The sequence below is a fragment of the Kitasatospora sp. NPDC001132 genome (assembly GCF_053598415.1).
The window spans coordinates 36,085-59,855 of the sequence record NZ_JBSFKF010000032.1; the positions used below are offsets into that span (position 1 = coordinate 36,085).

The window sequence follows — 23,771 nt, forward strand, 5'->3', positions numbered from 1 at the left end:
ATCCACACACCGGGACGGCCACCAGGGGTGTCCACGTACGGATGAAAGGGGTCGAACCGGTGTTTTCCGCCACAGAGCAGCGACCCGCGCCACAGACAGTCATCTCATGGGCAGATACGATCGCAATACCCTCACCACGGCGTTCGACCTGGCAGTAGTCGGGCGCTCACTGGCCGTCGCGTACAGAGAGGTAACGACGATGACCACGCAGTACCCGCACCACCTTCCCAGTGCCCTGGAGGTCGCGCCCGAGGCTCCCGACCGGAACCTCGCGCTCGAGCTCGTCCGGGTCACCGAGGCGGCCGCGATGGCCGCCGGCCGGTGGGTCGGACGTGGCGACAAGAACGGCGCGGACGGTGCCGCCGTGAAGGCGATGCGCACCCTCGTCTCGACCGTGTCGATGAACGGCGTGGTCGTCATCGGCGAGGGCGAGAAGGACGAAGCCCCGATGCTCTACAACGGCGAGCGGGTCGGCGACGGCACCGGCGCCGAGTGCGACGTCGCGGTCGACCCGGTGGACGGCACCACGCTGACCGCCAAGGGCATGAACAACGCGGTGGCCGTGCTGGCCGTCGCCGACCGCGGCACCATGTTCGACCCCAGCGCCGTGTTCTACATGGACAAGCTGGTGGCCGGCCCGGAGGCCGCCGAGTTCGTCGACATCACCGCCCCGGCCGCGGTCAACATCCGCCGGGTCGCCAAGGCCAAGGGCAGCGCCGTCGAGGACGTCACCGTCGTCGTGCTCGACCGCCCGCGCCACGACGGCCTGGTCCGGGAGATCCGCGAGGCGGGCGCCCGGATCAAGTTCATCTCGGACGGCGACGTGGCCGGCGCCATCATGGCCGCCCGCGAAGGCACCGGCGTCGACCTGCTGATGGGCATCGGCGGCACCCCCGAGGGCATCATCGCGGCCTGCGCGATGAAGTGCATGGGCGGCGTGATCCAGGGCCGGCTGTGGCCCAAGGACGAGGCCGAGCGGCAGAAGGCCCTGGACGCCGGCCACGACCTGGACCGGGTGCTCACCACGGACGACCTGGTCAGCGGCGAGAACGTGTTCTTCGTCGCCACCGGCATCACCGACGGCGAGCTGCTGCGCGGCGTGCACTACCGCTCGGAGACCGCCACCACCAGCTCGCTGGTGATGCGCTCCAAGAGCGGCACCATCCGCGAGATCAACTCCACCCACAAGCTCTCGAAGCTGCGGGCGTACAGCGCGATCGACTTCGACCGCGCCAACTGAGGCCCGGAAGAACGCGGCACCGCGGCCCCGGCGGAATCCCCCTCCGCCGGGGCCGCGGCGCGTCGCCGTCCCGCTCTCGGGCCCGCCGTCACCCGGCTATCCGGCGCCGCGCGGCCTCCGTCGCCCGGGCCGCCTCGCGCAGCTCCGCGTCCCGGCGGCGGCGCCGGGCCAGCACCACCCGCCGCTCGGCGGCCGTCAGCCCGCCCCAGACCCCGTACGGCTCCGGCTGGGCCAGCGCGTGCTCGCGGCACTCCAGCAGCACCGGACACCGGGCGCACACCTGCTTGGCCTGCTCCTCGCGCGACAGCCGGGCCGCCGTGGGCTCCTTGGAGGGCGCGAAGAACAGCCCCGCCTCGTCCCGCCGACACGCGGCACCGGTGTGCCAGGGGTTGTCCTCGCCCGCGGGGGCACCTGCCTGGCCGCCCTGGGGCTGCGGCTGCGGCCGGACGCCGGGGCGGCGCTCCAGGACCTGCGCGGCGGCGACTGGCGAGGTGGTGCGGGACTCGATCGGATGCAGCACGGCCGTACTCCTGACGAGGCTCTCGGACACGGGGATCCCTCGCTCCCCCGCCGGCCGCGAGCCCCCGCTGTCCAACCCGGCACGGCCGCTCGGCCGCCTCCGGTGCGCAGCCGTCCAAGAAGCGATGTGCGGAAGGAACTACCCCGCCCGGCCGCGATTCATGCACACTGCACGCAATCGACTACGCAGCGCACTGGCCGCAACGCCGAGCGCCCGGCCGGGAGTTGATCCACGGTCGGGCGCTTCGCAGGTCAATGGCGGTCAGTCGACGCCGAGTTGGCGGCGCACCCACTCCTTCAGCTTCTTGCCCCGGCGCGGCTTCGCCTCACAACCGCCGAACAGCGCAAGGCCCTTGACCCGGACAACCGGAGCGTACGGGTCCGCCGCGGTCGTCTCCCGGACGTCGAAACCGCCGAAGATGCCGATGCCGGAGCCCTGCAGGGTGACGTTCTCCGGGACCCGGACCTCGACCCCGCCGAAGATCGCCGTCACGGTGATCTCCACCTCGGGGGACTCGAACACGGCGTCGGTCAGGTCGATGTCCACCCCGCCGAACGCGGCGAAGGCGCTCAGGTGCGAGCCCACCCGCCAGCGGCCCTTGCGGGCGGCGCCACCGAAGATCGCCACCACCGTGGGGGACTCCAGGCGCGCGGGCGGCTGCGGCGGCGACGGCTGCGGGGCGGCCGGCGGCGGCTTCTCGAAGGACAGCGGACGGGCCGGCAGGTCCCGGGTCAGCGGCGCGAGGTCGCCGAAGGTCTTCGCGGCGTAGGCGGCCTCGATCCGCTCGGCGTGCTCGTCCGCGTCCAGGCGGCCCTCGGCGTAGGCGTCCCGCAGCAGTTCCGCGACCTTCTCGCGGTCGGCGTCGGAGACGCGCAACTCCGCTTCCGCGGCCGGCGCGTGCGGGCGCGGTGCGGCATGCGCCCCGCTCTCGGGCTTGGTCATCGGTACGGGCGCCGGCACCGGCGGCTGCCCCGGGTCGTCGTGCGACGGCGAGTTGTCCACGGGATCAGACTAGTCGCTCGCACTCCCGAGCGAGTGAGCCCGGTCACGCAAGGCTGCCCTGTCCGCATGCCGACCTCCGGCGGGTCCTACCCTTGATGGTGCTTCGCCGACGCAGCCGGACCAACTGGACAGCTAAGGACCGCCCCCATGGCTCCCACGCCAGACTTCGAGTACAGCGACCTGCTCCCCCTGGGCGCTGACCCGACCCCGTACCGCAAGCTCACCTCCGAGGGTGTCTCCACCTTCGAGGCCGGCGGTCGCACCTTCCTCCAGGTCGAGCCCGAGGCGCTGCGGCTGCTGACGGCCGAGGCGATGCACGACATCTCGCACTACCTGCGCCCCGCCCACCTCGCCCAGCTGCGCCGCATCCTGGACGACCCGGAGGCCAGCCCCAACGACCGCTTCGTCGCGCTCGACCTGCTGAAGAACGTCAACATCTCGGCCGGCGGCATCCTCCCGATGTGCCAGGACACCGGCACCGCGATCGTCATGGGCAAGCGCGGTCAGAACGTGCTGACCGAGGGCGGCGACGAGTCCGCCATCGCGCGCGGCGTGTTCGACGCGTACACCAAGCTCAACCTGCGCTACTCCCAGATGGCCCCGGTGACCACCTGGGACGAGAAGAACACCGGCAACAACCTGCCGGCCCAGATCGAGCTGTACGCCACCGACGGGGACGCGTACAAGTTCCTGTTCATGGCCAAGGGCGGCGGCTCCGCCAACAAGTCGTACCTGTACCAGGAGACCAAGGCCATCCTGAACGAGGCGAGCATGCTCTCGTTCCTGGAGCAGAAGATCCGCTCGCTGGGCACCGCGGCCTGCCCGCCGTACCACCTGGCCATCGTGATCGGCGGCACCAGCGCCGAGTTCGCGCTCAAGACCGCCAAGTACGCCTCGGCGCACTACCTGGACAACCTGCCGACCTCGGGCAACGCCAAGACCGGCCACGGCTTCCGCGACCTGGAACTGGAGGCCAAGGTCACCGAGCTGACCCAGAAGATCGGCATCGGCGCCCAGTTCGGCGGCAAGTACTTCTGCCACGACGTGCGCGTGGTGCGCCTGCCGCGGCACGGCGCCTCGCTGCCGGTCGCGATGGCCGTCTCCTGCTCCGCCGACCGCCAGGCGCTCGGCAAGATCACCGCCGAGGGCGTGTTCCTGGAGCAGCTGGAGACCGACCCGGCGAAGTACCTGCCGGACACCACCGACGAGCACCTCGACGACGACGTGGTGCGCGTCGACCTCGACCAGCCGATGTCCGCGATCCGCGCCGAGCTCTCCAAGTACCCGGTGAAGACCCGGCTGTCACTCACCGGCACGCTCGTGGTCGCCCGCGACATCGCCCACGCCAAGATCAAGGAGCGCCTGGACGCCGGCGAGGGCATGCCCAAGTACCTCCAGGACCACCCGGTCTACTACGCGGGCCCGGCCAAGACCCCCGAGGGCTACGCCTCCGGCTCCTTCGGCCCGACCACGGCCGGCCGGATGGACTCCTACGTCGACCAGTTCCAGGCGGCCGGCGGCTCGATGGTCATGCTCGCCAAGGGCAACCGCAGCAAGCAGGTCACCGACGCCTGCGCCGCGCACGGCGGCTTCTACCTCGGCTCGATCGGCGGCCCGGCCGCCCGTCTCGCCCAGGACTGCATCAAGAAGGTCGAGGTGCTGGAGTACGCAGAGCTCGGCATGGAGGCGGTCTGGCGCATCGAGGTCGAGGACTTCCCGGCCTTCATCGTCGTCGACGACAAGGGCAACGACTTCTTCCGCGAGACCACCGAGGGCCCGCTGATCACCAACCTGCGCGTCCGCTCCAAGGAGTAGCCCCGCCCGGGGCCGTCCCCGCACGCCCCCGCAGCACCCCCCGAACCGCCCCGGCCGCTGGAACCCGCGCCCGGGGCGGTTCCACGTCCGTGCCCGCACCGGCCGATCCGCGCTCAGGCGTCGAAGTCGTACTCCAGGACGTAGGAGGCGGCGTCCAGGGTCATCTCGTTGAGTTCGACGACCTGCCCCTCGTCGGCGAAGGCGGTGCGGCAGATCAGGATGACCGGGGTGCCGGCGGACAGTTCCAGGCGGGTGGACTCCTCCGAGCTGGGCATCCGGGAGCGGACCTCCTCGCGGAAGTGCACGGGCTTGGCGCCGACCTCGGCGAGCCGGGCGAAGATGCCGCCGGGGCCGGTGTCCTCGCGGGTGATGGCGGTGCCCGCGACCAGCCCGGCGGGCAGGTAGGAGGTGGAGAGCAGCACCGGCTTGCCGTCCAGCACGAAGCGGCGCTGCCGCACGCACATCGGGGCGCCCGGGTCGACCCCGAGCACCCGCGCCACGTGCTCGGGCGCGCCCTGCTCGGCGACGGTCACCTGGTCGACCACCAGGCTGCGGTTGTCGATGTCCGCCGACCATATCGACCGGCCGGACCCCCACTGCCCCTGCGCCAGCCGCTGGATGCCGCGCCGGCGCAGCGGCCGGAAGTCCCGGACGAACACCCCGGCGCCGCGGCGCGCCTCGGCGATGCCCTCGCTCTGCAGCACGCCGAGCGCCTGACGAGCCGTCATCCGGGCCACGCCGTACTCGTCCATGAGGTCGTTCTCGCCGGGCAGGCGGTCGCCCGCGCGGTACCGGCCGGCGGCGATGGCCGCCTTCAGCGCTTCGGCGATCCGCTGGTACTTGGGCTGCTTGTCGCCACTGCTACCGGTCATCGCCGCTCTCCCTCTGCCTCGGACAAATCGTAGGCGCGCCCGCGGCCGCCGGTAAGGAGATACGACGGGCCGTTGACATCTCTAGAGATATTAGCTTCTCTAGAGATGCTGGGCACACGCCGAAAGGAGCAGGCGGTGAGCACCCGACAGCGCGACACCTCGGCCTACCGGCCACACACGGGTGAACTCGTCCTCGACCGGAGGACCGGACGCACCGGCATCTACATGGACACCCTCGGCGGCGAGCACTACCTGCGCCCCGAGGGCGGCGGCCGGGAATGGACCGCCGAACCGCACCAGGTCTCACCCGTTCCCGGGCCCCGCGATTCGACTGAATGGGATCATTTGCGGTAATTGCGGCAAAATCCACGCAAATCGCAACGTTCAGGACTCGACAATCCCCCGGTGAATCCGGAATTCCGGAACGCCGGACGCCCCACGACCGGCACGTTACGGATAGCACCGGTCACCATGCGTGCACCAGGGGCCGAAATCGGCCACCACGGTGCACTCGCACACGAATTGGCGCGCATAACCGACGGCGCCCCCGCGCCCGGACAGGGCGCGGGGGCACTCGGCCACAACGGCTTACGGGTTGCCGCCGACCGCGTTCTCCGGCCGGTACGGGCCGCCCGGCTCACCGGCGGGCTCCTCGATGTACTGGCCCTCGTCACCGAAGGAGCCGTTCTCGAACGCGTTCTTCTCCGCGTCGGTCGGCGCGGTGTACCCGGTCGGGTCCGAGGCCGCGGTCACCGCGCCCTCCACAGCCTTGCCCGCCTCCACAGCGGCGGCCGGGGTGCCGGTCTGCGCCGCGTTCTCGGGCGTCGACAGCACCGGGGTCTCGCTCTGGTCATTGGCCATTGGGCGGCCGCCTTTCGGTCATCAAATGTGTTCAGCCCGACCTCTGTGGCGCGGGCGCGCGGACAGTATCGTAGGGTTGATTAAATGTCCGATAAACATCGTGCGACTTGCGGCGCCGTCCGGCAGAGTCGGGCGTCCGCCTAAGCTGAAGCCTCGCGGCGGACCGCCGAGCGCCCTTTCACGGAATCGACACCACAGGCCATCGGGGGACTTCATGGAGTTTCTGGAGACGCCGCAGAACCCTGCGCTGCGCTTCCAAGTCCTCGGTCCGGTCCAGGCCTGGCTCGACGGCAAGCCCCTCTCCCTCGGATCGCCCCAGCAGCAAGCGGTGCTCACCACCCTCCTGCTGCACTCCGGACGCCCGGTCACCACCCAGGACCTGGTCGACGCCCTCTGGGGCGACCGGCCCCCCACCCAGGCCGTGGCCGCGCTGCGCACCTACATCTCCCGCCTGCGCTCCGTCATCGAGCCCCGGCGCGAGGTGCGCCGGCCCGCCGAACTGCTGGTCTCCGTCGCCGACGGCTACGCGCTGCGCATCCCGGGCGAGGCCCTCGACCTGACGGTCTTCGAGCGGCTCTCCGCCGAGGCCGCCACCGCCCGCACCTCCGGCGACAAGCACAAGGCGCACCGGCTGCTGACGCAGGCGCTGGACCTGTTCAGCGGACGTCCGCTGACCGGCGTCCCCGGCCCGTACGCCGACGCCCAGCGCGGGCGGCTGGCCGAGCGCCAGGTGGCGGCGACCGAGGAGCTGTGCGCCGCCGCGCTCGACATCGGCCTGCACGCCGAGATCGTCGGCGAGCTCGACAACCTGACGACAGAGCACCCACTGCGCGAGCGCCTGCGCGAACTGCTGATGCTGGCGCTGTACCGCTGCGGACGCCAGGCCGAGGCACTCGGTGTCTACACCGACACCCGCAAGCTGCTGATCGAGGAGCTCGGGGTCGAACCGGGCGCGGGCCTGTCCGCGATGCACACCCGCATCCTCGCGGCCGACCCGGCGCTCGCCGTCCCGGTCGCCCCCGCCCCTGGCCCCACCGTCCGCGAGGACGGCCCGGCCACACCCCCCGCTCCGGCCCAACTCCCGGCCGACGTATCCGACTTCAGCGGACGAACGGAACTGGCGGTCGACCTCTCGGCGGCCCTGATGAACGCCACCGGTCAGGCCGTGGTCGTGACCTCGCTGGCCGGCATCGGCGGCGTCGGCAAGACCACCCTCGCGGTTCACGTCGCCCACCGGGTCCGCGCCGAGTTTCCGGACGGGCAGCTGTACGTCGACCTGCGCGGAGCCGGCGTCTCGCCCGCCGACCCGGCGGTCGTCCTGGGCGACTTCCTGCACGCGCTCGGTGTCGCCGACAACCCCGAGTCGCTCGAACAGCGTGCCGCCCTCTACCGCTCACTGCTCGCGAACCGCCGCATGCTGATCCTGCTGGACAACGCGCGCGACGCGGAGCAGATCCGGCCGCTCATCCCCGGCGTCTCCGGCTGTGCCGTGCTCGCCACCAGCCGGTCCCGGCTGGCCGACATCCCCGGCGCCCAGCTGTTCGACGTCGAGGAGCTGACCCCCGACGAGGCGCTGGCGCTGTTCTCGGCCGTCGTCGGCGAGCAGCGGGTCGCCGCCGAGCCCGAGGCCGCCATGAAGGTGGTCACCGCCTGCGGCTTCCTGCCGCTGGCCGTACGCATCGCCGCCGCCCGACTGGCCAGCCGCCCGCGGTGGAGCGTCTCCGACCTGGCCCGTCGGTTAGCCGACCAACGCCGACGGCTGGACGAACTCCAGCTCGGCAACCTCGCGGTGGAGACCACCATCGGGCTCGGCTACGGACAGCTGTCCGCGACCGAGGCCCGCGCCTTTCGGCTGCTCGCGCTGATCGACTCCCCCGACGTCCCCCTGGCGGCCGCCGCAGCACTGCTCGGCGTGGACGAGTACACCGCCGAGGACCTCGCCGAGGCCCTGGTCGAGGCGAACATGCTGGAGTGCTTCGCCCCCGGCCGCTACCGCTACCACGACCTGCTCCGGCTCTACGCCCAGCGGCAGAACGAGCGGACAGGAGACACCGGCGAGCAGGAGCAGGCGGTGCTCCGGCTGCTCGACCTGCTGATCCCGACCGTGCGAAACGCGGCCCAGGTGATCGAGCCGGACGAACCCGTGCTCGAACAGCTGACCGCACCCACGTCGCCGGGAATCGGCCTGCCCACGAGTCAGGCCGCACAGGACTGGCTGCGTACCGAGGGCGGTCTGTTGCTCAGCACCGTCGAGGCCGCCGCGAGCGGCCCCGGCGCCCTGCAGCGCGCAGCCATCGACCTGTTGAACTACCTGATCAGCATCGACCCGGACCCGACCCGCGGCCCCCGGGCACTGCGGACCCTGGAGGCCATCGGTGCGGACGCGCGTCGTCGTGACGACTCGGCCGCGCTCGCCCGGGTGCACTTCGCCCGCGGCACCCTGCAGTCCGACACCAGCGACTTCCAGGGGGCCGAACAGTCCTTCCGCCGGAGCCTGGACCACCAGGCGCCGGACGACCCGACCGTCCTGCTCCTCGCCACGGCCAACATGCTGGGCGTGATGCTGAACGTCGGCAACCGTCCGGCCGAGGCCCTGTCGTTCTACGAACAGGCCCGTGCCACCAGCCAGGCCGTCGGCGCACCGACGGCCGAGGCGCGGGTGGTCAGCAACATGGCCCGGGCTCAGCACCGGCTCGGCATGACGGAGACGGCGATCCGGTCCGCCGGCGAGGGTGTCGCCGCCGCTCGGGAGTCCAAGAACGGCCCGCTGCTCGCGCAGACGCTCTACCAGCTCGGTGTGGTGCTCTCCGGCGCCGAGGCCGTCCCGCACCTGAGGGAGGCGCACGAGCTGTACCAGTCGCAGCAGAACGCCCTGTGGGGCGGTTACACCCTGGCCCGCCTCGCCACCGCCCTGCTCGCGGCCGGGCAGCCCACCGAGGCCGCCGAGGCGGCCGGCGAGTCGCTCGCGATCGCCCAGGAGCTGGACTCCGCCTACTGCCAGGGCCTGGCGAACGCCGCACTCGGCGAGGCGCTGCTGGCGCTCGCCCAGCCGGCCCGTGGGCTCGCCTGCCTCCAGGAGGCACATGCGATCTTCATCCGGCTCGGTGTGCCCGAGGCCTCCCCCGTGGCGGACCTCATCTCCCAGCAGCACACCGAGCCCTTCTCTCCCCCCGCGCCGTAAGGCCTCCGCTCCCCCACGGAAGACCTCCCCCGTTCCGCGCGTCGGCGCTCCCGCAGCCCCCCGGCTGCGGGAGCGCCCTCAACGCTTCCCCGGCGCTGGACTCCACTCTGCACCGCGCCGATTGACGTTCGATAAACGTCCGATAGTCGGCCTGCGGATCGGCAAAACCGCAGGTCATCGACGTCAGCCTGACGCGTTGTCCGGCGCGCGGGGCCTCGCGCACAACCCCGCCCACACCCTCGTGCTTCCGCAACCCGGGCCACAACGGTCCAAGCACGGCGAGTTGGCCGGAAAGGGACCCCATGGCGCAGTGATCGCGCATATTCTCAGATGCCAGTACGCACACGAGTGTCTGCCGGATGCCCATCGGGGCGCAGTCCGTCCGTGTGGTGCGCAGAGCGTGACGTACCGCCACCGGCAGCGGCCCGCTGGGCCGCGGGAGGAGCCACCGGAGGCCACGGGTGGAAGGGTGTCTCGCAACGTGACGACCGGACAGATATCCGACCCGTTCCCCGTCGGCGAGGACGCGGGCGACGACGATCCCGAGGTACGGCGGCGGCGGGCGGCCCGGGCGCTGCAGGCGGTCGCCTTCGACACCATCGGCGCCGGGTACGGCGAGGCCTTCCCGGCCAAGGACGGCCAGCTGGCCTGCGTCCGGCGGCTGCTCGCCGGGCTGGAACCCGGCGCCCGGGTGCTGGACGTCGGCTGCGGCACCGGCGACCCGACCGTCCGGCAGCTGGCCGCGGCCGGTCTGCGGGTGATCGGCGCGGACCTCTCCGACGGGATGCTCACCCTGGCCCGGCGGACCGCTCTCCCCGGCGTCTTTGCGCCAGTCTTCCATCGGATCGACCTGTACGATCTGGCCACCGAGCGTGCGGACCGGGTCTGGAACGCCCCCGAACTGGGGCCGGACGGGCGGGGCGGCTTCGCCGCGGTCACCGCGTTCTTCTCGCTGATCCTGCTGCCGCAGGACGAGATTCCGACCGTGCTCGGGCGGCTGCGCGAACTCCTGCGTCCGGGGGGACTGCTGGCGCTCGGTATGGTCGAGGCGGACCTGGATCACGTTCCGCTTCCGTTCCTTGGCAGAGAGCTGCGGATCAGTGGGTATCTGAGGGAGGATCTGGAGCGGGTTCTGGTCTCGGCCGGCTTCGCCGTCGAGGAGTGCTCGGGGCATCCGTACGCACCGGCCAGCACCTCGCTGCCGCCGGAGGAACAGCTGTTCCTGTGCTGTCGACGCGTCGGCTGATCGAACCGGGACAGGACCGGCCGTACCCGCGGCCGGCGCAACAGAACAGCTCACCGACCACACCGAATCCAGGACAGGCAGCCGTGCGCGACCAGCTCAAGACCGAGGCGGAGCAGCCGCCCGCCGTCCCGGGCCAGCGCCGCCAGGTCCCGGCCGCGCCACCGACCTCGGCCCCGGCTCCGACCGCCCCGGCCCTGGCGGTGGCCCCGGCGGCCCCGGCCCGACGGACGGGCGCACGGCCGGAGCGCGCCGAGATGGCGGACCGCCTGGCATACCTCGACTCGGCGACCCGGCGGATCAACACCGCCCTCGACCTCGCCGCGACGCTGCGCAACATCGGCCGGGTGCTCGTCCCGACGCTCGCCGACGCCGCCGTCGTCCACCTGCGCGACCCGCTGCCCAACGTCGAACGCGAACCCGGATTCCCGGAGGAGCTGCGGATACACCACAGCACCGGCACCCGGATCGGCCGCCGCGGCCGCCCGAGCGGCCTGGACGACCGGCGCCGCTCCCGCTACGGCGCCCGCTCGACCGCCGACGGCGGCCCGGCCACCCCGGTGACCCGCGGCGGGGCGCTCGCCCACGCCCTGCTGAGCCGCCGCCCCGCCGAGGCCGCCGTCCTGGGCACGCCCTCCGCCGAGCGCGCCGAGACGCTGCTGCGCGAGCTGTACGGCACCCGCGGGGTGGCCCGGCTGGCCGCCGGCACCTCCGTCCTCGCCCTGCCGCTGCGCGGCCGCAAGGCGGTGCTCGGGCTGTTGATACTGATCCGCCGCCCTCCCGAACGCAGCGGCCGCCCGGTCTTCGACGCCGCGGACACCGCGACCGCGGCGCACCTCGCCACCCAGGCCGGGCTGGCCGTGGACACCGCGCTGCGCTACGCCCGCGAGTGGGAGATCGCCAACGAGCTGCAGCGCAGCATGCTGCCGCTGCGCCTGCCGCAGTCGCACGGCGTCCGGATCGCCCAGCGCTACCTGCCCGGCGAGCGCGGCGCCCAGGTCGGCGGGGACTGGTACGACGCCGTCCCGCTGCCCGGCAACCGGGTCGCCCTGATCGTCGGCGACGTGATGGGCCACTCGCTCACCTCGGCCGCCATCATGGGCCAGCTGCGCACCAGCGCCCAGACCCTGGCCGCCCTCGACCTGCCGCCGCACGAGGTGCTCTACCACCTGGACGAACAGGCCCAGCGGCTCGGCCGCGAACAGCACCTGGCCACCTGCGTCTACGCGGTGTACGACCCGATCGCCAACCGGGTGGTGATGGCCAACGCCGGGCACGTCCCGCCGGTGCTGGTCCGCCCGGACGGCACCGCCGAGCTCGTCGAACTGGACTCCGGGGCGCCGATCGGCGTCGGCGGGGTGGACTTCAACTCCGTCGAACTGCCCGCGCCGCCCGGCTCGGCGCTGCTGCTGTTCACCGACGGCCTGGTGGAGACCCGCACCCGCCCGATCAGTGACGGCCTGGAGCTGCTGCGCGCCCGGATCGCCGCCGCCCGCTGGCAGTCCCCGGAGCAGCTGTGCCAGGAGGCGCTGCGGATCCTGCCGCCCGGCGACCGCGGCGACGACATCGCGCTGCTCGGCGCCTGCTTCGACGGCATCCCGGCCGGGGACGTCGCGCACTGGTACCTGCAGCCGCGCAACGAGACGCCCGGACGGGCCCGCCGGCTGGCCGCGCACACCCTGCGCCGCTGGGGGCTGGACGAGCTCAGCGAGGCGACCGAGCTGATGGTCAGCGAGCTGGTGACCAACGCCGTCCAGCACGCGACCCGGCCGGTCACCCTGAGCCTGGTGCGCACCACCCGGCTGCGCTGCGAGGTCGGCGACGACAGCCCGCTGCTGCCGCGCCCGCGCCGCACCGGGCCGGAGGACGAACGCGGGCGCGGGCTGCAGATAGTGGCCCGGTGCGCGGACCGCTGGGGCGCGACCAGGCTGGGCACCGGCAAGGTGGTCTGGTTCGAGCAGCGGCTGCCCGCGAACGTGAACGTGAACGCCGGGGCGTGAGCGCGCCGTTGTGAGCGCGCCGCCGTGAACGCGGTGTTGCGAGCGGCCGCCGTGAACCCGGTGCCGTGCACGCGACGGCGCCCGGCGGGAACGAGTCCCACCGGGCGCCCCGGGTCGGTCCGTCAGGCCCGGGCCGGCTCCTTGGCCGGCTCCTGCGCCGACCGCTCCGACTGCTCCGTCTGCGCCGACTGCTCCGCCAGCCGGGCGATCAGCTGCTCGCCCTCCATGTCCACCCGCGGCACGACCTTCTCCAGCCGCTTCGGGAACCACCAGGCCGCCTTGCCGAACAGCGCCATCGCGGCCGGCACCAACGCCATCCGCACCACGAAGGCGTCCACCAGCACGCCCACCGCGAGGGCGAAGCCGATCGGCTGGACGATCGGGTCGTGGCCGAAGACGAACGAGCCGAACACCGCCACCATGATCAGCGCGGCCGCGGTGACCACCCGGGCCCCGTTGCGCACACCGCCCACCACGGCCTCGCGCGGCGCCACGCCGTGGACGTGCTGCTCCTTCATCCCGGAGACCAGGAACAGCTCGTAGTCCATCGCCAGCCCGAACAGCACGCCGATCAGCAGGATCGGCACGAAGCTCACCACCGGGCCGACCCTGGGCACGTCGATCAGGCCGTCCAGCCAGCCCCACTGGTAGACCGCGACCACCGCGCCGAGCGAGGCGGTGACGCTGAGCAGGAAGCCGGCCACCGCCTTGAGCGGGACGAGCACCGAGCGGAACGCCAGCGCCAGCAGCACCACCGCGATCCCGACGATCACCGCGAGGAAGGGCGGCAGCGCCTGGCCGAGCTTGGTGGAGACGTCGATGTTGGCGGCCGTGGTGCCGGTGACGGCGATGTCCGCGCCGGTCGCCGCCTTGAGCTCCGCCTTCTGGTCGCGGATCTCGTTGACCAGCGCCTTGGTGTCCGCGTGGTCCGGGCCGGTCCGCGGGATGACGGTCACCAGCGCGGTGCCGCTCGCCCGGTCGACGGTCGGCGGCAGCAGCGTCCCGACGCCGTCGAGGGTCTGGAGCTTCGCGGCCACGCCCTGCACCGCCTGCTCGGGCCGCGGCGCGCCGTGGGCGTCCACGACGACCACCAGCGGCGCGTTGAAGCCCGGCCCGAAGCTCTCGCCCACCAGGTCGTAGGCCTTGCGGGCGTCCGTCCCGGCGGCCTGCGAACCGCCGCTCGGCAGGCCGAGGTTCAGGCTCGCGGCGGGCACCGCCAGGGCGCCCAGCCCGGCCAGTGAGACCAGCAGCACGGGCAGCGGGCGGCGGACCACGAAGCGGCCCCAGCGCTCGCCCGTGGTGGTGCGGCCGTTGGCGGTCAGGGCCCGCTTCCAGATCGGCAGCCGGTCGATGGCCCGGCCGGTGAAGCCCAGCACGGCGGGCAGCAGGGTGATCGCGACCAGGACGGCCACCACGACGGCGCCGGAGGCGGCCAGGCCCATCACCGTGAGGAAGGGGACGCCCGCGACGGCGAGTCCGGCGAGCGCGACGACCACGGTCAGGCCGGCGAAGACGACGGCGCTGCCGGCGGTCGCGGTGGCCCGGGCGGCTGCCTCCTCCGGCTCCAGGCCCTCGTCCAGGTGGCGGCGGTACCGGAACAGGATGAACAGCGCGTAGTCGATGCCGACCGCGAGGCCGACCATCAGGGCCAGCACCGGCGCGGTGGTGATGATCTCGAAGGAGCCGGTGAGCGCCAGCAGGCCGGCCATCGTCACGCCGACGCCGACCAGCGCGGTCAGCAGCGGCAGCCCGGCGGCGACCAGCGTGCCGAGGGTGACCACCAGGACCACCCCGGCCACCGCCAGGCCGATCGCCTCGCTGCCGCCCTCGATCTGGGCCATCGTGTTGTACGCGTCGCCGCCGAAGGCCACGTCCAGCCCGGCCGCGCGGGCCGGCTCGGCGGCGGCCTTCACGGCCTCGCGCTGCTGGTCGGTGACGTCGGCGAGCTTGTGGTCGAACGAGACCAGGGCGATCGCGACCTTCCCGTCCGGCGAGAGCGCGCCGGTGGCGTACGGGTCGGGCACCGCGGCAACGCCCGGCACCCGCGCGATCCGGGCGACGGCCTCGCCGACCGCCTTGCCCGCCTCGGGCGTCGCGACGCCGCCGGGCGCACCGGCGGCGAAGACGACCTGCGCGGAGCCGTGGCCCTGCTCCGGGAAGGTGTCCTTGATCCGGTCCAGGGTGGCCTGGGCCTCGGTGCCCGGGACCTTGAACTCGTCGGTGGTCTTGCCGGCGAAGGCGCCCGCGGCTCCGCCGATGGCGATGAGTACGGCGATCCAGACGGCGACGACGGCTCGCCGTCGTCGGAAGCAGTATCGGCCCAGTCGGTACAGGTACGTGGCCATCGGCGGTCCCTCGGGTCGGTCAGGGCAGGTCGCGTCCCACCGTAGACCGAACTTTGTCGAGTGACAAAGTTGATCGACAAGTTCAAATGACGTAGTTACCCGCTCGTGGCGCTACCCTGACTGGATGGCTCATGTCCCCGCCTCCGAACGCCGACCGCAACTGGTCCAGGCCGCGATCGACCTGATGACCAGGGAGGGAATCGCGGCCGGCAGCACCCGAGCGATCGCCGCCGAGCTCGGCGTGGCGCAGGCGACGGTGCACTACACCTTCGGCACCAAGAAGGACCTCTACCGGGCCGTCGTCGAGCAGCTGAAGTCCGACTTCGTCGGCGAGGTGCGCGCCGCCTCCCCCGGCGACGGCGCGTTCGGCGAGCAGGTCCGCACGCTGGTGCACGCGCTCTGGGAGGCCGCCACCGGCGAGCACGGGCGCTGTGTGCTGCTGAGCGAGTTCGGGGCGCTGGCCATGCGCGACCCGGACATGCAGGAGATCATGCTCGGGCTCCAGCACGACATCGAGGGCACCGCCACCGAGATGCTCGGCGCCCTCGCGGCCGCCCACGGCCTGACCCTGGCGCTGCCCGCCCGCCGGATCGCCGTCCACTTCCTCGGCGGCTTCGACGGCCTGACGGCCCGCCACCTCACCCTGCGTCGCCCCGGCGACCGGCCCGACCAGGACACCCTGGACGCGCTGGAGCTGCTGGTCGCGACGACGGTCGGGCTCTGCCTGGGCGCCCCGGCGGCGGAGAGCGCCCAGGGCTGACCGAGGAGGCAAGCCCTAGGAGACGATCCGGACCGGCAGCTCGACCAGCACCTCGCGCAGCGCGGCCGCGAAGCGCTCGTACTCGGCTCCGCGGGCCGAGCCCGGCCGGACGGCCAGCCCGATCCGGCGGCCGGGCGCCGGAGCGGCGAAGCGGACAGCCGCCAGCCGGTCGGTGCGCCCGGCCTCGACGTCCAGCGCGGTGGCGGGCAGCAGGGTCACCCCGAGGCCGCCGGCGACCAGCTGGACCAGGGTGGACAGGCCGGCCGCGCGGGTGGTCGAGCCCGTCGGGTCGGCGCCGACCTCACGACAGATGTCCAGCGCCTGGTCGCGCAGGCAGTGGCCCTCCTCCAGCAGCAGCACGTCCAGGTCGAGCAGCACGTCGCGCGGCACGTCGATCCGCCCGGCGAGCGGGTGCCCGGGCGGGGTGAGCAGGACGAAGTCCTCGTCGAACAGCGGGATGTCCAGGGTCGGCGAAACCCCGCCGGCGGGCAGCGCGAGCATCAGGACGTCCAGCCGCCCGGCGGCCAGGCCCTCCAACAGCGAGGGGGTGCGCTCCTCGTGGACGTGCAGCTCCAGGTCCGGGAAGCGGTCGCGCACCAGCCGCAGCACGGTGGGCAGCAGGTAGGGCGCGACGGTCGGGATGACGCCCAGGTGCAGCGGCCCGGTGAACGGGCGGCGGGCGGCCTCGACCTCCTCGGTGAGGGCCTGGAGCGAGGCGAGCACCCGGCGGGCATGCTGGTGCACGCGCTCCCCCAGCGGTGTGACGATCACCTTGCGCGTCGTACGCTCGACCAGCTGCGCGCCCAGCGACTCCTCCAGCGCCGCGACCGCTCCGGACAGCGCGGGCTGGCTCGTCCCGGTGGCGGCGGCGGCCTCCCTGAAGTGCCGGTGTTCGGCCACCGCGACGAAGGCCCTCAGCTGGGCGACGGTCGGGGTGCGCGGACTGCGGACTGTGGCACTCGCCACAGCGGGCTCGGTCCTGGCGCCGCCCTTCCTGCGGGAGGCCGGGCGCGACGTGGGGAATTCAGTACTGATAGCAATCTCCGATCAGACACATCAAGTGTAGCTATTTCCCTGATCAGTCCACCCTGTGGAATCGTGAGTGGTGTCCGGATTCCGGACATCTCCCCTCATCTCACTTCAGGAGAAGCGAACGTGCTCACGATCGGTGACAAGTTCCCCGAGTTCGACCTCAAGGCCTGTGTCGACCTGGACGCCGCGAGCGCCTTCGCCGACATCAACCACAAGTCCTACGAGGGCAAGTGGAAGGTCGTCTTCTTCTGGCCGATGGACTTCACCTTCGTCTGCCCGACCGAGATCGCCGCGTTCGGCAAGCTGAACGACGAGTTCGCCGACCGCGACGCCCAGATCCTCGGCGTCTCCGGCGACTCCGAGTTCGTGCACCACGCCTGGCGCAAGGACCACAAGGACCTGCGCGACCTGCCCTTCCCGATGCTGGCCGACATCAAGCACGACCTGATGCGCGACTGCGGCGTCGAGAACGAGGACGGCACCGCCCAGCGCGCCGTCTTCATCGTCGACCCGAACAACGAGATCCAGTTCGTCATGGTCACCGCCGGCTCCGTCGGCCGTAACCCCAAGGAGGTCCTGCGGGTGCTGGACGCCCTGCAGACCGACGAGCTGTGCCCGTGCAACTGGAACAAGGGCGAGGACACCCTCGACGCCCAGGCCCTGCTGGCGGGCTGACCCATGGCTCTCGACGACCTGAAGGCCGCCCTCCCGGACTACGCCAAGGACCTCAAGCTCAACCTGGGCTCGGTCATCGGCAACTCCGACCTCCCCGCCCAGCAGCTCTGGGGCACCGTGCTGTCCTGCGCGATGGCCACCCGCAGCCCCGGCCTGCTGCGCGAGCTGGAGCCCGAGGCCAAGGCCAACCTCTCCCCGGAGGCGTACAACGCCGCCAAGGGCGCGGCCGCGATCATGGGGATGAACAACGTCTACTACCGGACGCTGCACCTGCTCTCCGACAAGGAGTACAGCACGATGCGGGCCGGTCTGCGGATGAACATCATCGGCACCCCGGGCGTCGAGAAGGTCGACTTCGAGCTCTGGTGCTTCGCGGTCTCGGCCATCAACGGCTGCGGCCAGTGCCTCGACTCGCACGAGGCCGTGCTGCGCAAGGCCGGCGTCGAGCGCGAGGTCGTCCAGGCCTCGATGAAGATCGCCGCCGTCCTCCAGGCCGTGGCCGGCGTCCTCGACTCCGAGGCCGCCCTCGCCAACGCCTGACGCACCCGCGTACGCCGACGGGCCCCTCCCGGACACCATGTCCGCGAGGGGCCCGTCGGCGTACGCGCCGGCTACTCCGCCGCGGACCGCGGCTGCGCCTGTGGTTGCGGGGCCCCCGTCGGGGCGGCCGCGGTGCGCTCGGCGGCCTCGCGGGCGGCTTCCAGCGCGGTGAAGACGGCCTGGCCGGCCTCGTTGCGGCGGCGCAGGTGGGCGACCACGGTGTTGGTGACGGCGATCAGCGGGACGGCGACCACCGCGCCGCCGATGCCGCCGATGATCCCGCCCGCCGCGACGCCGAGCACGACGCCGAGCGGGTGGACCCGGACGGCCCGGCCGAGGATCAGCGGCTGGAGGATGTGGCTCTCCACCTGCATCACCACCACCAGCACCACCAGCACCATCAGCGCCGTCCACGGCCCCTGGGTGACCAGCGCGATCAGCACCGCGACGGTGCCGGTGATCAGCGCGCCGACCAGCGGGACGAAGGCGCCCAGGAAGATGATCACGGCCAGCGGGAGGGCGAGCGGCACACCCAGCAGGTCGACGCCGATGCCGATGCAGAGCGCGTCGATGAACGCCACGCAGACCGTGCCGCGCACATAGGCGGTGAGCGTCGTCCAGGCCTTCGGACCGGCCCCGGCCATCGCGAACCGGGAGTGCCGGGGCAGGCCGCGCAGCGCCCAGTTCCAGATCTTCCCGCCGTCGTAGAGGAAGAAGAAGGTGGTGAAGAAGGTCATCAGCAGCGCGGTCAGCACCTCGACGGCGATCTGCGCGCCGGTGATCGAGGCCGAGGTGAGCTGGTCGGTGTTGGTGGTGATGGCCTTGGTGATCTGGTTGGCGAAGTCGGTGATCTGCTGCTGGGTCAGGTGCAGCGGCCCGGTGACCATCCAGTCCCGCAGCTGGTTGACACCGGTCTTCACCTGGGTGGTGACGTCCGAGAGGTTGGTCGACACCTGCCAGACCACGAACCAGCCGACCAGCCCGATCCCGGCCAGACCGCTGAGGAACACCCCGCCCGCCGCCAGCGAGCGCGGCACCCCGCGCCGGCGCAGCCAGGAGACCGAGGGCTCCAGCAGCGCGGTGATCAGCAGCGAGGCCAGCACCGAGAAGGCGACCAGCCGCAGCATGTCGACCACGTAGAAGACGACGTAGAGCGCGGCGCCGAGCAGCAGCAGCCGCCAGGTCGACTCGGCGGCCACCCGCAGCCCCCACGGCACCGCCTCCGCGGGCGTGGCCGGGCGGCCGGGGTGGTACTCCCGCCCGAGGCCGGCGTGCGTGGCCGGTGCGGGCCGGGCGGCCGGGAGCGCCGCGGCGGACTGCGGGAGGGCCTCGGCCACCGGGCCCGGGTCGGCCCGCGGGACCGGGACCGGGCCGGGCGCCTCGGCGAGTGCCGGGACGTGCCCGTCCACCAGCGCCGGAACATGCCCCTCGGCCGGCTCGGGAAGGGCCTGCCCCGGCAGGACCGGCTCGTGCGGGTCGGCCGCCATCGCGGCCCGCCGGCGCCGTTCGATCACGGCGGCCGCGCTCGCCACCACGGCCATGCCCTTGGCCACGGCCTTGAAGGCCTTTCCGCCCCGCGCCATCCTTGCTACCACCACTCCCCTGCCGAACCCGCCGTACCGGCGGTACGCCGCGGGTCCCGCCGCGGCCGTCAGGGATGACGCTACCCGGCGTGGCTGCGGCAATTCCGGCCGCCGGTCCGTTCGACTCGAACCGACCATCCCGATGAACCGGACAAAACACCAGGTTCCACCTGGTTTCGGTCACAGTTCGCTGGGGAGGAGTCGGGACGAGACCCCGGAGCCGAGCCGCCGAGGTCGCCCCACGGCCAACTGTCGGCGGACCGACCGGCGCGGGAGGCTACCAGGACCCCTTCCCGCGCCCCGCGTCCGCAACCGGGACCGCACCGTCCGAGGGCGCACTGGTCAGCGCAGCCCGGGCGGCGCGGTCCTCCCGCGCCCACCGCGCGGCGCCTGTGGCCGGAGAACGCCACGGCCCCCCGGTCGCCCGCCCGAGGAGGACGGACGGCCGGGGGGCCGTGTGGAACCGCGCCGCCGGAGCGGCCGCCGTTCCTAGTACCAGTTGTGGGCCTGCCAGAACGACCACGCGCCGCAGGGGCTGCCGTAGCGGGAGTTCATGTAGCTGAGGCCCCACTTGATCTGGGTGGCCGGGTTGGTGCGCCAGTCGGCACCGGCCGAGGCCATCTTGTTGCCGGGCAGCGCCTGGACCAGACCGTACGCGCCGGAGCTCTTGTTGGTCGCGGTGTAGTCCCAGCCGCTCTCGCGCTTCACGATCTGGCTGAAGCACTGGAACTGGGCGTCGTTGCCGACGATCTGCCGGGCGAGGTCCTGGACCGAGCCGGGGCTGACCGAGACGGCCGGTGCGCTGTCCTCGACCGCGGTCATCGCGGACCGGGCCTTGGAACGGTTCGCGGCGGCCTCGTCGGCCTTGCGCTTGTCGTCCGCGGCCTTGGCAGCCTGCTCCGCGTCGGCCTTGGCCTGGGCGTCGGCCTTCGCCTGGGCGTCCGCGGCGGCCTGCTGGCGCGCGGCCTCCTCGGCGGCCTTCTGCTCCGCGGCGGCCTTGGCGGCGGCGTCGGCGGAGGCCTGCTGGGCGGACGCCTGCTGGCCGATGTTGTCACTGATGGTCTGCGCCTGGGCGCCAGAGGGGACTTCGGCAAGCAGGGTCGCGCCGGCGACGTCGACCGTCTGCGTGGTCTTGCCCTCGCTGCCCGAGGCCATACCAACGACGGCACCGACAGCGGTGACGGCGGTGGCGGAGGCCACAGCAACTCCCCGGACCGAGATCCGAGTCACATGGATTCCTTCCAGCATCGCCCACGCGTGACCGTACGGGCGCAACATGCCCCTTGGCACGGACCTCCGCATGGTGCTCTGGTCACGGGAGGTGCTGGCCCGGCGTCCGGCCGAGGTGAGGCGACCGGGCGTTGGAATCGGGCGGCGTACGGCTAAACGGTCTTCAATTGTGCGTCCACTGACCGGAGTTGGCGGACCTTCCGGGGCCTGACCCCCGAAGTCCGGGAGCCCTGCCGCGCCGTACGCGGGGCCTGACAGAACCCTCACCATGCCGCACCGGGCACTGTCGACGCAATTCCCGCCCGCGTGGCGCATGTCACATCCACCGTACGGCAGTTCCCTGGACAGAAAGCACTCGATGTGATGAAACGGGCGGGGCCCGCTCCGTCAGGAACGGACCCCTGGCCATGAGTTGACCGTATTGTCCGACTATGCCCTAGTACGGGCGGATCACGGGTGGATGTCCTCCAGCATCTCCGTGACCAGCGCCGCGATCAGCGAACGCTCCGAGCGGGTCAGCGTGATGTGGGCGAAGAGCGGATGACCCTTCAGCTTCTCCACCACCGCCACCACCCCGTCGTAGCGGCCCACCCGGAGGTTGTCCCGCTGCGCCACGTCGTGGGTGAGCACCACCCGCGAGCCCTGGCCGATCCGGGACAGCACCGTCAGCAGGACGTTCCGCTCCAGCGACTGCGCCTCGTCCACGATCACGAAGGCGTCGTGCAGCGAGCGCCCCCGGATGTGGGTCAGCGGCAGCACCTCCAGCATCCCGCGGGAGATGACCTCCTCGATCACGTCCGGGGTGGTGACCGCGGAGAGGGTGTCGAAGACCGCCTGCGCCCAGGGGCCCATCTTCTCCGCCTCGGTGCCGGGCAGGTAACCCAGCTCCTGCCCGCCGACCGCGTACAGCGGCCGGAAGACCATCACCTTGCGGTGCTGCCTCCGCTCCAGCACCGCCTCCAGCCCCGCACACAGCGCCAGCGCCGACTTCCCGGTGCCGGCCCGGCCGCCCATCGAGACGATCCCGATCTCCGGGTCGAGCAGCAGGTCCAGCGCCACCCGCTGCTCGGCGCTGCGCCCGCGCAGCCCGAACGCCTCGCGCTCGCCGCGCACCAGCCGCACCCGGCCGTCGCCGGTGACCCGGCCGAGCGCGCGGCCGCGCTCCGAGGTCAGCACCAGTCCGGTGTGGACGGGCAACTCGGCGGCCCCGTCGACGTCCACCCCGGCCTCGTGGCCCGCCGAGAACAGCGCGTCCACCTGGTCGGCCGGGACGTGCAGCTCGGACATGCCCGTCCAGCCCGAGGTGATCGCCAGCTCGGCCCGGTACTCCTCGGCCAGCAGGCCCACCGAGCTGGCCTTGATCCGCAGCGGCAGGTCCTTGGACACGACGGTGACGTCGTAGCCCTCGGCCTGGAGGTTGCGGGCGACCGCGAGGATCCGGGTGTCCGCCTCACCGCCGCCGGCGCGGTAGCCGACCGGCAGTATCGACACGTCGGAGTGGTTGAGCTCGACGCGGATGGTGCCGCCGAGCTCGCCGACCGGGATCGGCTCGTCCAGCCGGCCGTGGCGGATGCGGTAGTCGTCGAGCAGTCGCAGCGCCTGGCGGGCGAAGTAGCCCAGCTCCGGGTGGTGCCGCTTGGCCTCGAGCTCGGTGACGACCACCACCGGGAGGACGACCTCGTGCTCCTCGAAGCGGGTCATGGCGAGCGGGTCCGCCAGGAGCACGCTGGTGTCGAGAACGTACGTGCGCCGGTCTGGTGTCCGGCGGCTCTTGGAACTGACCACTAGGCCTCCAGAGCGGATGACCCTGCGTCATCCGCGGCAAGCCGGCCCCCGCTGCCCCGGTGGCCTCGGGGCCGGACTGACTGGAGTATTCCCAGGCGGGGAACGGTGCATTCGCGCGCCCGGCGAACTGACGGATCATTGCCGGTGAACGTTTGGCCTCGCGCGGGCGCCGGGTAGGCCAGGCCTACGGCGGTCATTTCCTCCGGAGGGCCGGGGCCGGCCGAGGTGCCGCGCCGGGGCCGGCGGAGCCGCCGGGACTACAACCCCATCCGGCGGTTGCGCTGTTCGTACGCGCGCAGCGCGCGCAGGAAGTCGACCTTGCGGAAGGCCGGCCAGTACGCCTCGCAGAAGTAGAACTCGCTGTGCGCGCTCTGCCAGAGCAGGAAGCCGGACAGCCGCTGCTCGCCCGAGGTGCGGATGATCAGGTCCGGGTCGGGCTGGTTACGGGTGTACAGGTGCTCGGCGATGTGCTCGACGGTCAGGATCTCGGCCAGTTCCTCGATCGAGGTGCCGCGCCCGGCCTGCTCCTGGAGCAGCGAGCGGACGGCGTCGGCGATCTCGTGCCGACCGCCGTAGCCGACCGCGACGTTGACCGTTATGCCGTCGATGTCGGCGGTCTGCTCGGCGGCCCGCTTGAGCACGTCGGCGGTGTGCTGCGGCAGCAGGTCCAACGCGCCGACCGGGTTGACCCGCCAGCGGCGGGCGGCGGCCAGTCCGGTGACGGTGTCCTCGATGATGCCGAGCAGCGGGACGAGCTCGTCGGCCGGCCGGTCCAGGTTGTCGGTGGAGAGCATCCAGAGGGTGACGACCTTGACGTGGGTCTCGTCGCACCAGCCGAGGAACTCGCTGATCTTGTCGGCGCCGCGCTGGTGGCCGTACGCGGTGGAGCCGCCGGCCGCCTTGGCCCAGCGGCGGTTGCCGTCCAGGATCACGCCGATGTGGCGCGGGGTGCTCGCGAGGTGGACCTCGACCCGCCGGCCGTAGAGCCCGTACATCCCTCCGAGCATGGTGCGCAGCCCAGGCGTCCGTTCGACGACATCGCGCAGACCCATGTTTGCCGGCCCCTCTTTGCTCGTTGCATCTGGTG

Annotated in this window: 19 protein-coding genes; 9 read left to right on the forward strand and 10 right to left on the reverse strand. The window is 72.5% G+C overall.

Going from position 1 to position 23,771, the window contains the following annotated elements; genetic code table 11:
- The first annotated feature begins 199 nt into the window (after window positions 1-199).
- Window positions 200-1,240: a class II fructose-bisphosphatase gene (glpX, locus tag ACWDBE_RS31190; RefSeq protein ID WP_449791148.1), complete on the forward strand. Its 1,041-nt coding sequence runs from the start codon at window positions 200-202 to the stop codon at window positions 1,238-1,240.
- A gap of 88 nt (window positions 1,241-1,328) precedes the next feature.
- Here glpX and ACWDBE_RS31195 read toward each other — a convergent pair whose 3' ends face one another.
- Both ACWDBE_RS31195 and ACWDBE_RS31200 read right to left on the reverse strand, forming a co-directional pair.
- Complete coding sequence (locus ACWDBE_RS31195) at window positions 1,329-1,760, reverse strand: WhiB family transcriptional regulator (protein ID WP_449791149.1); 432 nt, start codon at window positions 1,758-1,760, stop codon at window positions 1,329-1,331.
- A 261-nt stretch (window positions 1,761-2,021) separates the two neighbouring features.
- Window positions 2,022-2,702 (reverse strand): DUF1707 SHOCT-like domain-containing protein, encoded by a 681-nt coding sequence (locus ACWDBE_RS31200; protein WP_449809674.1) that lies wholly within the window; start codon window positions 2,700-2,702, stop codon window positions 2,022-2,024.
- A gap of 207 nt (window positions 2,703-2,909) precedes the next feature.
- On the opposite strand from ACWDBE_RS31200, the gene ACWDBE_RS31205 reads away from it, so the two are divergent.
- Complete coding sequence (locus tag ACWDBE_RS31205) at window positions 2,910-4,577, forward strand: fumarate hydratase (RefSeq protein ID WP_392873725.1); 1,668 nt, start codon at window positions 2,910-2,912, stop codon at window positions 4,575-4,577.
- A gap of 113 nt (window positions 4,578-4,690) precedes the next feature.
- Here ACWDBE_RS31205 and ACWDBE_RS31210 read toward each other — a convergent pair whose 3' ends face one another.
- Window positions 4,691-5,449 carry a GntR family transcriptional regulator gene (locus ACWDBE_RS31210; protein ID WP_449791150.1) on the reverse strand — a complete coding sequence of 253 codons (759 nt, stop codon included), beginning with the start codon at window positions 5,447-5,449 and terminating at the stop codon, window positions 4,691-4,693.
- Window positions 5,450-5,584: 135 nt separating this feature from the next.
- On the opposite strand from ACWDBE_RS31210, the gene ACWDBE_RS31215 reads away from it, so the two are divergent.
- The gene (locus ACWDBE_RS31215) at window positions 5,585-5,803 is read left to right on the forward strand and encodes a hypothetical protein (protein WP_449791151.1); all 219 of its coding nucleotides are present in this window, start codon (window positions 5,585-5,587) and stop codon (window positions 5,801-5,803) included.
- Window positions 5,804-6,037: 234 nt separating this feature from the next.
- Here the strand turns inward: ACWDBE_RS31215 and ACWDBE_RS31220 are convergent, their stop codons facing one another.
- Complete coding sequence (locus ACWDBE_RS31220) at window positions 6,038-6,310, reverse strand: hypothetical protein (RefSeq protein ID WP_449791152.1); 273 nt, start codon at window positions 6,308-6,310, stop codon at window positions 6,038-6,040.
- A gap of 214 nt (window positions 6,311-6,524) precedes the next feature.
- Here ACWDBE_RS31220 and ACWDBE_RS31225 point away from each other — a divergent pair, with 214 nt between their 5' ends.
- The 3 genes from ACWDBE_RS31225 to ACWDBE_RS31235 all read left to right on the forward strand — a co-directional run bounded on the left by ACWDBE_RS31225 (window position 6,525) and on the right by ACWDBE_RS31235 (window position 12,734).
- The gene (locus ACWDBE_RS31225; RefSeq protein ID WP_449809659.1) at window positions 6,525-9,491 is read left to right on the forward strand and encodes an AfsR/SARP family transcriptional regulator; all 2,967 of its coding nucleotides are present in this window, start codon (window positions 6,525-6,527) and stop codon (window positions 9,489-9,491) included.
- 574 nt (window positions 9,492-10,065) lie between these two features.
- Window positions 10,066-10,737 (forward strand): class I SAM-dependent methyltransferase, encoded by a 672-nt coding sequence (locus ACWDBE_RS31230; protein WP_449791192.1) that lies wholly within the window; start codon window positions 10,066-10,068, stop codon window positions 10,735-10,737.
- A 254-nt stretch (window positions 10,738-10,991) separates the two neighbouring features.
- Window positions 10,992-12,734 (forward strand): SpoIIE family protein phosphatase, encoded by a 1,743-nt coding sequence (locus ACWDBE_RS31235; RefSeq protein WP_449791193.1) that lies wholly within the window; start codon window positions 10,992-10,994, stop codon window positions 12,732-12,734.
- A 122-nt stretch (window positions 12,735-12,856) separates the two neighbouring features.
- Here the strand turns inward: ACWDBE_RS31235 and ACWDBE_RS31240 are convergent, their stop codons facing one another.
- Window positions 12,857-15,079 (reverse strand): MMPL family transporter, encoded by a 2,223-nt coding sequence (locus tag ACWDBE_RS31240; RefSeq protein ID WP_449809660.1) that lies wholly within the window; start codon window positions 15,077-15,079, stop codon window positions 12,857-12,859.
- 124 nt (window positions 15,080-15,203) lie between these two features.
- Between ACWDBE_RS31240 and ACWDBE_RS31245 the strand changes: the two genes are divergently transcribed.
- On the forward strand, window positions 15,204-15,839 hold the full coding sequence (locus ACWDBE_RS31245) for a TetR/AcrR family transcriptional regulator (protein WP_449809661.1): 636 nt from the start codon (window positions 15,204-15,206) through the stop codon (window positions 15,837-15,839).
- 15 nt (window positions 15,840-15,854) lie between these two features.
- Here ACWDBE_RS31245 and ACWDBE_RS31250 read toward each other — a convergent pair whose 3' ends face one another.
- Window positions 15,855-16,805 (reverse strand): LysR substrate-binding domain-containing protein, encoded by a 951-nt coding sequence (locus tag ACWDBE_RS31250; RefSeq protein ID WP_449791156.1) that lies wholly within the window; start codon window positions 16,803-16,805, stop codon window positions 15,855-15,857.
- A 189-nt stretch (window positions 16,806-16,994) separates the two neighbouring features.
- Between ACWDBE_RS31250 and ACWDBE_RS31255 the strand changes: the two genes are divergently transcribed.
- Together ACWDBE_RS31255 and ACWDBE_RS31260 are read left to right on the forward strand one after the other, a co-directional pair.
- A complete protein-coding gene (locus ACWDBE_RS31255) occupies window positions 16,995-17,546 on the forward strand; it encodes a peroxiredoxin (RefSeq protein WP_224283642.1) in 552 nt (183 codons plus the stop codon).
- 3 nt (window positions 17,547-17,549) lie between these two features.
- Window positions 17,550-18,086: an alkyl hydroperoxide reductase gene (locus ACWDBE_RS31260; protein ID WP_392873757.1), complete on the forward strand. Its 537-nt coding sequence runs from the start codon at window positions 17,550-17,552 to the stop codon at window positions 18,084-18,086.
- A gap of 71 nt (window positions 18,087-18,157) precedes the next feature.
- Here the strand turns inward: ACWDBE_RS31260 and ACWDBE_RS31265 are convergent, their stop codons facing one another.
- The 4 genes from ACWDBE_RS31265 to ACWDBE_RS31280 form a co-directional block, all read right to left on the reverse strand.
- Complete coding sequence (locus ACWDBE_RS31265) at window positions 18,158-19,669, reverse strand: AI-2E family transporter (protein ID WP_449791157.1); 1,512 nt, start codon at window positions 19,667-19,669, stop codon at window positions 18,158-18,160.
- A 489-nt stretch (window positions 19,670-20,158) separates the two neighbouring features.
- Entirely contained in the window at window positions 20,159-20,899 is a 741-nt protein-coding gene (locus ACWDBE_RS31270; RefSeq protein ID WP_449791158.1) for an aggregation-promoting factor C-terminal-like domain-containing protein, read from the reverse strand.
- A 450-nt stretch (window positions 20,900-21,349) separates the two neighbouring features.
- Window positions 21,350-22,684 carry a PhoH family protein gene (locus tag ACWDBE_RS31275; RefSeq protein ID WP_449791159.1) on the reverse strand — a complete coding sequence of 445 codons (1,335 nt, stop codon included), beginning with the start codon at window positions 22,682-22,684 and terminating at the stop codon, window positions 21,350-21,352.
- Between the two features lie 257 nt (window positions 22,685-22,941).
- Complete coding sequence (locus ACWDBE_RS31280; protein WP_392873769.1) at window positions 22,942-23,736, reverse strand: isoprenyl transferase; 795 nt, start codon at window positions 23,734-23,736, stop codon at window positions 22,942-22,944.
- Between the last annotated feature and the right edge of the window lie 35 nt (window positions 23,737-23,771).

Excerpts from the sequence above, each read along its gene's own strand:
- ACWDBE_RS31225 (WP_449809659.1), top strand. The coding sequence starts at position 6,525 with ATGGAGTTTCTGGAGACGCCGCAGAACCCTGCGCTGCGCTTCCAAGTC.
- ACWDBE_RS31245 (WP_449809661.1), top strand. The coding sequence starts at position 15,204 with ATGGCTCATGTCCCCGCCTCCGAACGCCGACCGCAACTGGTCCAGGCC.
- glpX (WP_449791148.1), top strand. The coding sequence starts at position 200 with ATGACCACGCAGTACCCGCACCACCTTCCCAGTGCCCTGGAGGTCGCG.
- ACWDBE_RS31220 (WP_449791152.1), bottom strand. The coding sequence starts at position 6,310 with ATGGCCAATGACCAGAGCGAGACCCCGGTGCTGTCGACGCCCGAGAAC.
- ACWDBE_RS31265 (WP_449791157.1), bottom strand. The coding sequence starts at position 19,669 with ATGGCGCGGGGCGGAAAGGCCTTCAAGGCCGTGGCCAAGGGCATGGCC.
- ACWDBE_RS31200 (WP_449809674.1), bottom strand. The coding sequence starts at position 2,702 with ATGACCAAGCCCGAGAGCGGGGCGCATGCCGCACCGCGCCCGCACGCG.
- ACWDBE_RS31205 (WP_392873725.1), top strand. The coding sequence starts at position 2,910 with ATGGCTCCCACGCCAGACTTCGAGTACAGCGACCTGCTCCCCCTGGGC.
- ACWDBE_RS31240 (WP_449809660.1), bottom strand. The coding sequence starts at position 15,079 with ATGGCCACGTACCTGTACCGACTGGGCCGATACTGCTTCCGACGACGG.
- ACWDBE_RS31235 (WP_449791193.1), top strand. The coding sequence starts at position 10,992 with ATGGCGGACCGCCTGGCATACCTCGACTCGGCGACCCGGCGGATCAAC.
- ACWDBE_RS31280 (WP_392873769.1), bottom strand. The coding sequence starts at position 23,736 with ATGGGTCTGCGCGATGTCGTCGAACGGACGCCTGGGCTGCGCACCATG.
- ACWDBE_RS31260 (WP_392873757.1), top strand. The coding sequence starts at position 17,550 with ATGGCTCTCGACGACCTGAAGGCCGCCCTCCCGGACTACGCCAAGGAC.
- ACWDBE_RS31210 (WP_449791150.1), bottom strand. The coding sequence starts at position 5,449 with ATGACCGGTAGCAGTGGCGACAAGCAGCCCAAGTACCAGCGGATCGCC.